This is a genomic window from Lysobacterales bacterium (genome assembly GCA_014946745.1).
In the GTDB taxonomy this organism is placed as follows: domain Bacteria; phylum Pseudomonadota; class Gammaproteobacteria; order Xanthomonadales; family Xanthomonadaceae; genus Aquimonas.
In genome coordinates, this window is sequence record JADCRD010000001.1 from 1,217,840 (window position 1) to 1,230,540 (window position 12,701).

Consider the following 12,701-nt stretch of genomic DNA (forward strand, 5'->3'; position numbering starts at 1 on the left):
GGGCGGGGATTGGGGATTCGGGATTGGGCGCGACTGGGGCGGCGTGGTGATCGCGCTTCGTGCGGCAGTCAGCGCGCGAGTCCATAGGGTGGGTCTTGACCCACCGGAGCTGGACCCTCGCCGCGGTCACTGGCTGTCACGCTTGGGCGTGCGTGGCTCACGGGAAGCGATCGAATGCAATGCTTCGCTTCGTACAGCCCCTCTCCCCCGGCCCCTCTCCCGTGGGGAGAGGGGTGCGTCGCGCGGCCTTCAGCCAGGCGAGTCCATAGGGTGGGTCTTGACCCACCGGCGCTGGACCCTCGCCTCGGTCGCCGGCTGTCCCGCCTGAACGTGGGTGGCTCGCGGGAAGCGATCAAATGCCATCGCTCCGCCCACACGCAGCAACTACCGGAAGACCTCGACCTTGAGCACGCAGACGACCGTTCTTCCGCCCTGGGCCCAGGCCCTCAAGCTCGCCTACGAAAGCGGCGCCCACGGCCAGTTCATCCTGCACGGCAACGTAGCAGATCGCTTCGTGCTGAACGGTCGCCTGGTCGGCGTGGTCGAGTACCTCGATGCGCGCCTTCTGCAGGGTTTTCCGCTGGTGTTCGTGTTCGACCCGGGCAACGGCCTGTCGGCGCTGCGCAGCAGCGAGGGCTTCCAGGCCTGGCCGGGGGCCGCGCAGCTGTCCAGCGTAGGGCACGATCCGCGCGCAGCGGTCGAGCTGATCAGCCGCTATCTGCGCTACCGCGGCAACCTGCGCGCACTGGGACGCGGCGAGGCCGAGCCCGTGGCGGTGCTGGTACGCGGCGCCGACCAGTTTCTTCCAGCCAATCGCGCGGGGGATTTCGAGACCGCCAGTCTGGCGAGCCTCGTCCGCGACTGGGCCAGCGAATCGCCCTTCACCGAGCTGCCCTTTGTCAGCCTTCTGATCGCCGACAATCTGCACGACCTGCATCCGCTGGTGGCCAACAACCCGCGAGTCGAGCGCGTGCAGCTGCCGCTGCCGCAGAAGCCGGAGATCGAGCAGGCGCTCGCCCAGCTTCGCGTGGATCACGCCAGTGCGTTCGATGCCGCGCAGGGCAGCGAGATCGCCGACCAGCTGGCCGGTGTGTCGCTGAGCGCCCTGCAGTCGCTGGTGCGCCGGCGCGCGCATGCGGGCCAGCAGCTGGCCGAGGCCGACTGGATCAACGTGCGCAAGGGCATGATCGAGAGCGATGCCGCCGGCCTGATCGAGTTCATCCGCAGCGAGCGCACGCTCAACGACTACCACTCGCCCGAGGCGCTGAAGGCCTGGCTGCGTCAGGACATGGCGCTGTGGCGCAAGTCCGACCTGCGTGCTCTGCCGATGGGCTACATCTTCTGTGGGCCGGTCGGCACGGGCAAGACCTACCTGGTCGAGTGCCTGGCCGGCGAGGCCAGCGTGCCGGTGGTGAAGCTCAAGAACTTCCGCGACCGCTGGGTCGGCTCCAGCGAGGGCAATCTGGAGAAGATCTTCCGTCTGATCCGCGCGCTCGGCCGCTGCATCGTTTTCGTCGATGAAGCCGACCAGACGCTCGGCAAGCGCGACTCCGGCAGCGGCGACAGCGGGCTGTCGGGCCGGCTGTATTCGATGATCGCGCAGGAGATGAGCGACGGTAAGAATCGCGGCCGGGTGATGTGGATCCTCGCCAGCTCGCGGCCCGATCTCATCGAAGTGGATCTCAAGCGCCCTGGCCGCATCGACGTCAAGATCCCCCTGCTGCCGACCAGCACCGAACACGAGAGTGCAGGGCTGCTGCACGCGCTGCTGAAGCGGCTGGAGGTCAGCCCTGGCGTTGATGCGCTCGCCGCACTCGATCTGCCGCTGCTGCTGACGCCGGGTGCCGCCGAAGCGCTGGCGGTGAAGGTGTACCGGCGCGTGCGCACGCTGGAAGAGTCCACGGTCGACGCCGTGCGCGCCTGTCTGGTCGGCTATCAGCCGCCGGTGCCGCTGGATGTGCTGGAGTTCCAGATGCGCATCGCCATTCGCGAGGCCACCGACATGCAGTTCGTACCCGAGCGGCTGCGGCCCTACGGAGCCACGCCGGCATGAAGTACGTCTGGCGCGCCTTCAACGCCCGCCCGCTGGGCATGCCGATCCCGCCGAACTGGATCGGGCTGCTCGCCTTCGGCTTGCTCGGTGCGTTCCTGAGCCCGGGCTTCTGGATGCTGGGTGCGGGGCTGGAAGTCGCCTACCTGTGGGCAACCTCCAGCAGCACGCGCTTTCGCGCGACCGTTGACGCGGAGCGCCTCGCGCCGGGCCACAGCGAGCGCATCGAAGAGTCTGCGGAGGACGCGCGCTATCGCACGCTGCTCGCACAGCTGGGCGCGGCGGAAGTCGCGCAGCACCAGCAGATCGAAGCACGTGCGCGGGAGATCGTTGGCCGCCTGCGCAGCTCCAGCCTGATGGCCACGCATGCCGACAGCGTCGAGCAGCTGGTCTGGCTGCACCTGCGCCTGCTCGCCGCGCGCATGGCGATCGGCCATGTCGTGCAGACCGCACGGGCCGACAGTGCGCGTCTGCAGCAGCAGGAGGACACGCTGCGTGCGCGTCTGGAGGACGCCAGCCTCGGCGCTGACCTGCGCCGCAGCCTGGAGCAGCAGGTGTCGGTGATCGACCAGCGTCAGGCCGCGCACGCGGCTGCCGGCGAGCGCCTGGAGCACGTCGATGCCGAACTCGCGCGCATCGATCAGCAGATCGCGCTGATCCGCGAGCAGAGCCTGCTCGCCACCGATGCCGATGGCGTCGTGCATTCGCTCAATGCCTTGGCCAACTCTTTCGACGAAGCCAACCGTTGGCTGGAGCGACAGCGCGATCTCGCTGGCATCCTCGAAGGGCCGGAGCCGGTGCGTCTGCCCAAACGCGTGCTGCAGGGCCCGCCGCCCGTGCCGCAGCGCGGGCGGGCGTCGGAGCGATCGTGATGGGGCAGCGCCCTGTCCTGAACTGAACACCCACGCTGTACCGCCACCCGCACTCAAGGAGTGCCCGCATGAACCGACTGACACGCCAATCCGGCAGCGCCGCCGGCAAGTTTCTCTCCGTGCTGCTGGTGCTCGGCCTCCTCGCCCTTGGCGGCTGGCTGGTGATGCAGGACATGGGCAAGGACGCACCCCGCGAGAGCACGAGTGCCGACAGCGGCTCGCGTTCCGAGGCGGCCGAGGCTTCGAGGGCCGATCCGATCGAGCCTCTGACCGCACCGCCGGTGCTGGATCGTGCAGCGCCGTACCAGATGAAGGACGGCATCCTTGATGTCGACCTCAGCGCGTACGCGGGCTATGCCGGCCTGATCGTTGCCAACGGCGGCTTGCAGCCGAACCCGGATTCCTTCTTCGCCCGCGAATACGGCTTCCAGCTGCGCATCACCCTGAGCGAGGAAGAGAGCTGGTCCAAGCTCAACAACGGCAAGGTCGCGGCCAGCGTGACCACGGCGGATGTGCTGGCCGTGCTCGGCCGCCAGTTCGACATCGTGGTGCCGGCGCAGATGGCGTTTTCCCGCGGCGCCAACATGATCGTGGTCGACAGCGGCGTGACCGGCGTCAATGCGCTGCGCGGCAAGGTGTTGGCCGGCACGCAGTTCAACGAGAGCGAGTTCTTCCTGCGCTATCTGGCCTCGGAGTCGGGTGCGGCAGTGAACGTGCTGCGCGATCTGGATGCCGCGCCGCGCGCTGACGCCATCAACCTCGTGTTCTACGACGATGCCACCGTGGCCTGCGAAGCCTATGCCGAGCAGCTTGAGGCCCAGCGCCCGCGATTGAACGGCTGTATCGGCTGGTCGCCGAGCACGGATGCGACGATCGACGGCAGCGGCGGTCGCGCCAAGATGCTGGTGTCGAACCGCAACCTGCTGGTGATCGCCGACCTGCTGCTGGTCAACGGAGAGTTCGCGCGCGCCCATGCCGACAAGGTGCAGGCCCTGGTGCACGGCGTGCTGGAGGGCAACCGTCAGCTGCGCGATGCGCCTGAGAGCCAGCTTGGCGTGGTCGGCCGCGCCTTCGGTTGGAGCGCCGATGAAACCCGCGCCGAGCTCGCCAAGGTGCACTTCTCCAATCTGCCGGAAAACCTCGCCTTCTTCGAGGGCACCATCGATGCGGCCGGCAGCTATCAGGGCATTTTCCAGAGTGCGCTGCTGGCCTACGGCGGGATCATCCGCAACCCGGCGGACCCGGCGCGCTACATCGACTTGGCTGCGCTGCAGGCGCTCAAGGCCAAGCCCGAGTTCGCTGCGCAGACGGTGGCGATCGCGCCGATCCGCACCCAGGGCGCGGTCAACCTCGAAGGTGATGCGCTGCTGAGCCGCGATATCCGCTTCTTCTACAAGGCCAATTCCGCTGAACTCGACGCGAGCTCGAAGGAGAACCAGGAGTACCTGGAGATCATTCGCGGTTTCCTGCAGGTCAGCCCCGGCTCGATCGTGGTGCTGCGTGGCCACGTCGACAATGCTCGGGTCGGCGAGTTCGAGCAGCAGGGTGGCCAGGCCCTGGTCCGCAGCATGGCGCTGAAGGCCATGGAGCTGTCGCGCCAGCGCGCCGAGTCGGTGCGCAACGCCCTGCTCGCCAAGTATCCGAACATCGACGCCAGCCGACTGGAGCTGGTCGGCCGCGGCTGGGAAGAGCCCGCGGGCCCCGACAGCGATCTCAATCGTCGCGTCGAGGTGCAGTGGTTTACCTTGGAGTAGCCGGGATTGGGGATTCGGGATTCGCAGTGACCATGGCTTTGGAGTCTGGTCTACGCGCCCAGCGACTCGCGTCGGTTTCAGCCCTGCTGGTGGCTTGGGCGCGGCGCGGTTCCCGGTGGTTCTGGCGATGCGCACTTAGGTCAGCGTGCTCCCGTGGCGTACATGCCTGCGTGCGCGGCCAGAGGTAGCTCGCCTACACTGGCCGCTACTGCACTTGCATACCGCTGCCATGCTTGAAGCTGTCCACCCGGAAGTGACGCGCCGTGCCGATGCCCACGGCCAGGAGTTCCAGCAGGCCCGTCCCTTCCGCCACGTGCAGATCGAGGGCTTCTTCCAGCCCGAGTTTCTCGAACGCCTGCGCGCCGAGTTCCCCGACTTCGACCCGCGTTTCGCCAAGAACGAGCAGGGCGAGATCGGCAACAAGGCGGTGGTCGAGCGCATCCGCGGGATCGGGCCGGCCTATGCGGCGCTCGACGATCTGATCCAGTCGAAGCGGTTTCTCGATCTGGTCTCACAGTTGACCGGTATCCCCGACCTGCTCTACGACCCCTGGTACTTCGGCGGCGGCACGCACGAGAACCGGCATGGCCAGGACCTCGATGCGCATGTGGACTTCAACCGCCACCCGATCACCGGCTGGCATCGGCGCCTGAACCTGATCGTTTATCTCAACCCCGAGTGGGACGAGGCCTGGGGCGGATGTCTGGATCTGCATCGCGATCCGCGCGCAGCGGACGATGAGGTGGTGCGCATCGCGCCGCTCGACAACCGCTGCGTGATCTTCGAAACCAACGAGATCAGCTGGCACGGCTTCGAGCGCATTGCTCTGCCGGAGGCGCGCCGTGAGCTGTCGCGGCGTTCGATCGCCCTGTACTTCTACACGCTGGAGCGGCCTGCCGAGGAGTTGGCTGACTCGCATTCGACCATCTATGTCGACCGTCCGCTGCCGGATCGCTTCGCCGCTGGACACACGCTGAGCGAGGCCGATGCGCAGGAGCTGAGCCAGCTGATAGCGCGACGCGATCAGCACATTCAGCGCCTTTATCGCGATGTTGGCCGCATCACCACCGAGCTGGATGAAGCGCGCGCCCTGCTGGCGAGTTCGCGTCTGGGCCGTGCCATCGGCCTGGCTCGCAGGGCCTGGGTGCGCTTCAAGCGCTGACCGCGTTCTGCTGTGATCCCAGCCGCGTGGGTTCCCGCCCGGGCGCGAATGCCCCCGAGCCTGGATTCGCGGAGGCGCCTGCTACAGCTTGAAGCGGGCCACCGAATCGGCCAGCTGATTCGCCTGCTCTTCGAGCGTGCGCGCGGCAGCGGTGGCTTCTTCGACGAGCGCGGCGTTCTGCTGGGTCGCGTCGTCCATTGCAGTGACGGTGGCGCTGACCTGTTCGATGCCCGAGGTCTGCTCGGCGGACGCCGCGCTGATCTCGCCCATGATGTCGGTGACGCGCTTCACCGCCGACAGAATCTCGGCCATGGTGGCGCCGGCGGAGTCGACCAGCTGGCTGCCGGTGCCCACGCGCTGCACGGTCTCGGAGATGAGGCCCTTGATCTCGCGGGCGGCGGCCGCCGAGCGCTGCGCCAGCGTGCGCACTTCGCCTGCGACCACGGCGAATCCGCGGCCCTGTTCGCCGGCGCGCGCAGCTTCGACCGCGGCGTTCAAGGCGAGGATGTTGGTCTGGAAAGCGATGCCGTCGATGACGCCGATGATGTCCTCGATCTTGCGCGACTGCGCGTTGATTTGGCCCATGGTGTCGACCACCTGACGCACGACTTGTCCCCCGCGCTCGGCGACATCGCCGGCCCCGATCGCGAGCTGGTTCGCGCTGCGCGCGTTCTCGGCATTGCCGCGCACGGTGGAGGTGAGTTCTTCCATGCTGGCGGCGGTTTCTTCCAGCGAGGCGGCCTGTTGCTCCGTGCGCACCGACAGATCGGCGTTGCCGGCGGAGATTTCGCCCGCGGCGCGGCGGATGGTCTGGCTGGCGGCATGGATGCCGCCGATCGTTTCCGCCATCGCCTGCGCCGCGCTGTTGGCATCGCTGGCGAGGCGCGCGTAGGTGCCCTCGTACTGGCCGCGCATGCGCTCGCGCAGATCGCCGCGGGCAAGGCCTTGCATCATCCGGCCGGCATCGTCCAGCACATCGCCGAACAGCTGGACGAGCCCGTTGATGCCTTCAGCAAGCTCGAGCTGAAAACCCTGCATCTTTGAGACATCGATGCGATGGGCGGTGTCGCCATGGCGGGCCGCAGCCAGCGCCCCGTCCTGCATCTGAATGAAGTTGCGCAGGCTGTGGCGCAGGCTGTTGATGCTGTCGCGCAGCACCTGGAAGCGCCCCTCTGCGTGCATGTCGAGGCTGGCGCCCAGATCGCCAGTCGCCAGCAGCTTCGCTGCGCGGGTGGTGGCTCCGAGGACGTCGTCGAGCTGTTGGCAGGAGCTGTTGATCGAGTGTGCGATCTGCAGATAGCGGCCGCGCTTTTCGGCCGTCTCGACGCGCCCGCTGAAATCACCTTGGGCAATGCTGCCCATCACCTCGTCGACCTGGCCAAGAGACGTCTCGATGGCCACGGCGCTGCGCATCACGGCGTCGGCGATGCTGCCTTCAGGGACTTTGCCCAAGCTGCGCAGATCGGCCGGTTCGCCGTCTGCCAAGCGACGCGCCACCGAGATCAGACGGGCCGGGTTCGCGCCCACCATCTGCACCTCCTTCTGCAGGTAGCGCGCCATGATCACCAGCACGATGGTCTCCGCGACCACGAACAGCGCATGGATGACGACGATGATGAAGCCGGTATCGGCTGCAAACACCCACACCGGCAGGCCCTGGCGCTGCATGAAGTCGAACGCCAGGTGGTGCACGGCGATCACCGCCGCGGCAAACACGATCGGAATCCAGTCGCGGTAGTACAGAAGCAGGGCCAGCAGCACGAAGATGCTGAAGTGCATCTCGATCATGCCTTGGGTCTGATGGATGGTCAGACCGGACAGCGCCATGAAGGCCGCGGCGATGGTGAGGCGCGTCGACAGCGCGCCGCTGTTGAGCAGTACCTGGGCGGCGCAGACGCCGGCCGTGGGCACGCCGATCAGCAGGAAGCTGCCCCAGGTGCCCGTGCCCATGGCCAAGCCCAGCGACAGCAGGGTCATGACCCCGACCAGCGCCAGCATGACGCGATCGGCATCGCGACGCAGTTCGTCCAGATAGTTCAGCGGTGTGGTGCTCATGGGAATCCGTCGGGGGCTCAGGTAGTGAGGTAGCGGCCGTCGCAGGCGCAGGGTTCGTCGATCACCGCCGCCCACAGCGGCGGGCTGTCTTCGCCCGCATGGGCAAGCACCATTTCGACCAGACTGCGGCCATCGCTGCAGTGCAGGGGGGATTCGAGGGGGCCTGCAAACAGCAGTCGGCCCTGTGCGTTGAACAGAGCGGCCCCGGCGCCGGGCGGCAACAGCGAGGGTGAGGTTCTGCCGGCGACGATGACCTCGGCCGCTGAATCACGCGTTGCCGCCAGCGCCATGAGCCGCTGGGTCAGCGCGGCATGGGTGGCGCAGTCACAGGCGGAGGGCAGCAGGATCAGCAGCGGGCGGGCAATGCGCCCAGCGCCTTGCGCCGCGCCCCAGGCTTCGATGGACTCCAGCCGCTGCGGGTCCGAGGCGAGCTGCGCTCGTGCGTAGGCGTCGCGACCCTCGACCAGCCAGAACGCCCAAGCCATGCTCAACAACCAAGCGCCGAGCAGGGCGTAGCCGAGCGCGTGCCTGATCACGTCGGCAGAGGGCAGCTGTCTCGAAAGCACGGGGGCCACGCGGCAAAGAAGGCGCCTCTCCGCTGCAACCCTTGTGCCCGCAGGCTCGGCACTTATCTGACAGCCTGCTGCCTGCTCGGCGTTCGCCGCGGCCCGCGCGGGCCGTCGTTCACGCCGTGGCGTGAGGGGGCACGCGTCGAACGTAGGCCGGGATCGTCCAATGTCGCGGTCGCAGGCTGCGTCTCGGAGTCGATGTCCGCGACGTTCCGCTCCGCTGGAGCCCTTGGCCGGCGCCGAGTGTCGCGACCGGCGTCCGAGCGCGGTCGCAGGCGAAGCGCTCGACCAGTCCGTTGCGGGGCGAGCCTTGGCCGCGCCGCGGGCTGCGGGCCGCGGGCTGCCCGATCAGTCTCATGCCTCAGCCGGCCGCCGCCGCGAGCCTCAGCCAACCTGCGCTGGCAGGGCGGGCCTCGCCGGTGGCTCCCGGCAAAGCGTGAGGCTTCGACCGTGCGCGCCGATTCGAGCCAGAGTGCCCGCCCTTGCTAGCGTCCGGTTGCGAATGGCAGAACCAACGGGCGAGGGGTCCGCAGACATTTTCAGCGCGGTCCGCGAGGTCCTTTGGGTGTGCCCTGCGGGCCGCGTCCACCCGGCCCATGCCCCTTGGGACCATGGCCGCCCGGACGCGGGCCGCCCGGCTTGCCGGACGGCTTTCCGCCCGGTGCGCCACCCGGGCGACCGCCCGGTTTGCCGAACTTGCCGCCGGGCGCACCCTGCGGGCCCGCAGCGCCAGGACGGCCGGGTGCCCCCGGGCGTCCGACTGCCGCAGGACCGCCAGGACGACCCGGTCCGCCGGGGCGGCCGGCAGGCCGGTTCTGCGGACGCGCTGACGGGCTGGTGGTTGTCACGCCATCGGGCACATACCAGCTGCGGAATTCGCCGCTGGCGCTGGCGCCACCGGCAGCGCTGCTGTTGCCGCTGCGCACGCGCGGACCGCCGCGGCCGCGGGCTTCGCCGCCGGGTGCGGTCAGGCTGTTGCCGTAGTTGTCGGGGCGCTTGGCTGCGCCGCGCGGGCCGCCGGGCGCGCCGGGGCCGGACTTGAACCCGCCCGGCTTGCCGCCGGGCTTGCGCTTGCCGCCGGGGCCGCCGGGGGCTCCCGGGCCGCCGCGACCCGGGCCGCGCCCGCGGCCGCGCGGGGCGTCTTCGCGGATGTTGTCGAAGGCGCGCAGTTCGCGGCCTTCATCGCCGTAGGCGCCCTGGGTCCAGGCTTTCTGCTCGCGCGCGGCCGGGCGGTACTCGCTGGTCTTGGCGCGGCGCTGGCCGATCACCGGCTGCAGGGTAAGGGTCGCTTCCGGCGGCGGCAGGCTGAGGCTGGCGCGCAGAGCGTCGACCTGCTCGGCCGGCAGCGGCTCGCTCATGCCGCGCTTCAACAGACGCGGCAACTCGACGCTGCCGTAGCGCACGCGCTTCAGGCGGCTGACGGTGAAGCCCACGGCTTCCCACATGCGGCGCACCTCGCGGTTGCGGCCCTCGCGCAGCACGACGCGGAACCAGGCGTGGCTGTCGCTGGAGCCGATCGCTTCAATCACGTCGAACTTGGCTTCGCCATCCTCCAGCTGTACGCCCCGCTGCAGCTGACGGATGACGTCCTCGCTGACTTCGCCGTGGATGCGGCAGACGTACTCGCGCTCGACTTCGGTGCTCGGATGCATCAGCGCATTGGCAAGCTCACCGTCGGTGGTCAGCAGCAGCAGGCCGGTGGTGTTGATGTCGAGGCGACCGACCGCGATCCAGCGCGCGTTCTTCAGCTTGGGCAACTTTTCGAAGACCGTCGCGCGGCCTTCGGGGTCGTCGCGCGTGGTCAGCTCGCCCTCGGGCTTGTTGTAGAGCAGCACTTGCACCGGCTCGCTCTGGTTGCTGGCGACGAACGCGCGGCCGTCCAGTTCGACGCGGTCGCCAGAGGCGATGCTGCTGCCGGTCGCAGCGACTTCGCCGTTGACCTTCACCTCGCCGCGGGCGATGCGCTCTTCCAGCGCGCGCCGCGAGCCGAGCCCGGCGGTGGCCAGCACCTTGTGCAGGCGCTCTTCGATGCGGGCGGTGCTGGCGCCTTCGCGCTTCAGCGAGAGGACGCGGCGGGGTGTCTCACTCATGGAATCTGCTCCGGCGAAGTCTCGGACTCGCCCGTAGGGTCGGTGGTGTCTGCGGTGTCGACCGCCACCCGCTCCTCATCGAGGCGCGTGGCGGTGTCGAGGTCGTTCTCGTAGGCATCGGCGTGCTGGGCGCCGTCGATGCTGTCGGGGTCGGCAAGGCCTGGCTGGGCCTCGTCGTGTTCAGCGGATGCGACTTCGTCGGTCGCGATCAAGGCGGCTGGCGATGCGGCGGCGTCGAAGTCGCCTGCCGTTGAGCTCAGCTCCGGGTCGGCCTGCGCCTGCGCATCGGAAAGCAGGGGGGCGTCGGGCTTGGCGTCGGTGGCGACAGCTTCGGAGTCCGCCGCCCCCAGGTCTTCAGCATCGCCTGCGTTGGCAGCGCCGGCCGGCAGGGCGGCCTTGGCCCGGGCGCCGTCGAAGTCCAGCTCGGGTTCGATGTCCGGCAGCTCCTGCAGCGCCGACAGCGGCGGCAGCTGGTCGAGGCTCTTCAGATTGAAATAGTCGAGGAAGGCGCGGGTGGTGCCGAACAGCGCGGGCTTGCCGGGCACATCGCGATGGCCCACCACGCGGATCCATTCGCGCTCTTCCAGCGTGCGGATGATCTGGCTGTTCACCGCGACGCCGCGAATGGCCTCGATCTCGCCGCGGGTGATCGGCTGACGGTAGGCGATCAACGCCAGAGTTTCGAGCAGTGCGCGTGAATAGCGCGCGGGCTTCTCGGCCCAGAGGCGCGCGATGTGCGGGTAGATCTCGGCGCGCACCTGATAGCGAAAGCCCGAGGCGACCTCGATCAGCTCGACGCCGCGGTTGGCGCTGTCGTCCTGCAGGGCCAGCAGCGCGCGGCGAATATCATCGGCGGGCGGCGCTTCGCCTTCGCCGAACAGATCGGTGAGCTGAGCCACCGTCAGCGGCTGCGGCGCCGCGAGCAGGGCGGCTTCGAGAATGCGCTTCAGCAGGTCGAAGTCCATGCGTGGGCTAGGGCTCCCCGGTGCGGTGATTGGCGGATGCAGCGGGCTGCCCAGCCGCGTCGCCGTTCGTGGCTTCGGCGGCCGCCGCGGCGAGACCGGCCGGCGCTGGCAGCGCGGGCGCGTCCTCCGCGAACACCCCTTCGCCGGCCTCATCGAAATCGCCGCCGTCGCTGCCCGGCAAGCGCTCATCAAGCGCGCCCTCGGCACCCTCGCTCGACGCGGCCAGCGCGCGCACGAAGATCGGCGCCAGCGGCGCCTCCTGCACGATCTCGATCAGCATTTCCTTGGCCAGTTCGAGCATGGCCAGAAAGCTGACCACCACGCCCAAGCGGCCTTCCTCGGCGCGGAACAGCTCGACGAAAGACACGAAGCGTCCGTGCGACAGGCGCTCCAGGTGCTCGCCCATGCGCGCCCGCACGCTCAGCGCCTCGCGACGGATGTTGTGGTGGCTGAACAGCTCGGCGCGTTTGAGCACATCGCGCAGCGCCAGCAGCATCTCGCGCAGGTCGACCGGCGGCGGCAAACGCACGGTGCTGCGGTCCCCGGTCTGGGCGTGCACCACCTGGGTGTCGCGTTCGATGCGGGGCAGGGCGTCGATATCCTGCGCGGCCTGGCGGAAGCGCTCGTATTCCTGCAGACGGCGCACCAGCTCGGCGCGCGGGTCTTCCTCTTCGCCTTCGGCAGTGGGCGGGCGCGGCAGCAGCAGGCGCGATTTGATCTCGGCCAGGATCGCGGCCATCACCAGATACTCGGCCGCCAGCTCCAGCTTGATGTCCTGCATCAGGCCGATGTAGTCGATGTACTGGCGGGTGATCTCGGCGACCGGGATATCCAGGATGTCCAGGTTCTGCCGGCGGATCAGGTACAGCAGCAGGTCGAGCGGGCCTTCGAAGGCATCAAGGATGACTTCCAGCGCGTCGGGTGGGATGTAGAGATCCTGCGGAATCTGCAGCACCGGCTGGCCACGCACCATCGCCAGCGGCATTTCCTGCTGCTGGGGTGGGCCGCTGTGCGACGGGTTGGCGCTGGTGTCGGCGGCAGCCGCCGATGCAACGGACATCTTCGCGATGGATCCTGATCACTGCATGGCGCGCTACGCGCCTTGAATGGTCGTCCTGGCCGGGCCTTGCAGGCCGAGCGGACTTGGGAGCGGGCGGCTCGCGATCGCCAGGACGCAGCGGGCC

Annotated in this window: 9 protein-coding genes; 4 read left to right on the plus strand and 5 right to left on the minus strand. The window is 68.8% G+C overall.

Going from position 1 to position 12,701, the window contains the following annotated elements:
- Positions 1–403 precede the first annotated feature (403 nt).
- From H4O13_04900 to H4O13_04915, 4 genes are all read left to right on the plus strand, one after another.
- Complete coding sequence (locus H4O13_04900; GenBank protein MBE5314724.1) at positions 404–2,053, plus strand: AAA family ATPase; 1,650 nt, start codon at positions 404–406, stop codon at positions 2,051–2,053.
- Positions 2,050–2,922: a hypothetical protein gene (locus tag H4O13_04905; GenBank protein ID MBE5314725.1), complete on the plus strand. Its 873-nt coding sequence runs from the start codon at positions 2,050–2,052 to the stop codon at positions 2,920–2,922. The genes H4O13_04900 and H4O13_04905 overlap by 4 nt, the downstream gene beginning before the upstream one ends.
- A gap of 68 nt (positions 2,923–2,990) precedes the next feature.
- Entirely contained in the window at positions 2,991–4,676 is a 1,686-nt protein-coding gene (locus H4O13_04910; protein ID MBE5314726.1) for an OmpA family protein, read from the plus strand.
- A 229-nt stretch (positions 4,677–4,905) separates the two neighbouring features.
- Positions 4,906–5,838, plus strand: coding sequence for a 2OG-Fe(II) oxygenase (locus H4O13_04915; protein MBE5314727.1), 933 nt, complete (start codon positions 4,906–4,908; stop codon positions 5,836–5,838).
- A gap of 81 nt (positions 5,839–5,919) precedes the next feature.
- On the opposite strand, the gene H4O13_04920 is transcribed toward H4O13_04915, so the two are convergent.
- From H4O13_04920 to H4O13_04940, 5 genes are all read right to left on the minus strand, one after another.
- A complete protein-coding gene (locus H4O13_04920; protein MBE5314728.1) occupies positions 5,920–7,398 on the minus strand; it encodes a hypothetical protein in 1,479 nt (492 codons plus the stop codon).
- A gap of 512 nt (positions 7,399–7,910) precedes the next feature.
- Positions 7,911–8,459: a hypothetical protein gene (locus tag H4O13_04925; GenBank protein MBE5314729.1), complete on the minus strand. Its 549-nt coding sequence runs from the start codon at positions 8,457–8,459 to the stop codon at positions 7,911–7,913.
- Between the two features lie 542 nt (positions 8,460–9,001).
- Positions 9,002–10,552: a pseudouridine synthase gene (locus H4O13_04930; GenBank protein MBE5314730.1), complete on the minus strand. Its 1,551-nt coding sequence runs from the start codon at positions 10,550–10,552 to the stop codon at positions 9,002–9,004.
- Positions 10,549–11,517, minus strand: a complete 969-nt coding sequence (gene scpB, locus H4O13_04935) for an SMC-Scp complex subunit ScpB (protein MBE5314731.1) — start codon at positions 11,515–11,517, stop codon at positions 10,549–10,551. Before scpB ends, H4O13_04930 begins: the two co-directional genes overlap by 4 nt.
- 7 nt (positions 11,518–11,524) lie before the next feature.
- Positions 11,525–12,577, minus strand: coding sequence for a segregation/condensation protein A (locus tag H4O13_04940; GenBank protein ID MBE5314732.1), 1,053 nt, complete (start codon positions 12,575–12,577; stop codon positions 11,525–11,527).
- Positions 12,578–12,701 lie beyond the last annotated feature (124 nt).

What these genes read in the sequence shown, in the direction of transcription:
- H4O13_04940 (MBE5314732.1), bottom strand. Translation starts at nt 12,577, where the DNA reads ATGTCCGTTGCATCGGCGGCTGCCGCCGACACCAGCGCCAACCCGTCG.
- H4O13_04915 (MBE5314727.1), top strand. Translation starts at nt 4,906, where the DNA reads ATGCTTGAAGCTGTCCACCCGGAAGTGACGCGCCGTGCCGATGCCCAC.
- H4O13_04910 (MBE5314726.1), top strand. Translation starts at nt 2,991, where the DNA reads ATGAACCGACTGACACGCCAATCCGGCAGCGCCGCCGGCAAGTTTCTC.
- H4O13_04905 (MBE5314725.1), top strand. Translation starts at nt 2,050, where the DNA reads ATGAAGTACGTCTGGCGCGCCTTCAACGCCCGCCCGCTGGGCATGCCG.
- H4O13_04920 (MBE5314728.1), bottom strand. Translation starts at nt 7,398, where the DNA reads ATGGCGCGCTACCTGCAGAAGGAGGTGCAGATGGTGGGCGCGAACCCG.
- H4O13_04930 (MBE5314730.1), bottom strand. Translation starts at nt 10,552, where the DNA reads ATGAGTGAGACACCCCGCCGCGTCCTCTCGCTGAAGCGCGAAGGCGCC.
- scpB (MBE5314731.1), bottom strand. Translation starts at nt 11,517, where the DNA reads ATGGACTTCGACCTGCTGAAGCGCATTCTCGAAGCCGCCCTGCTCGCG.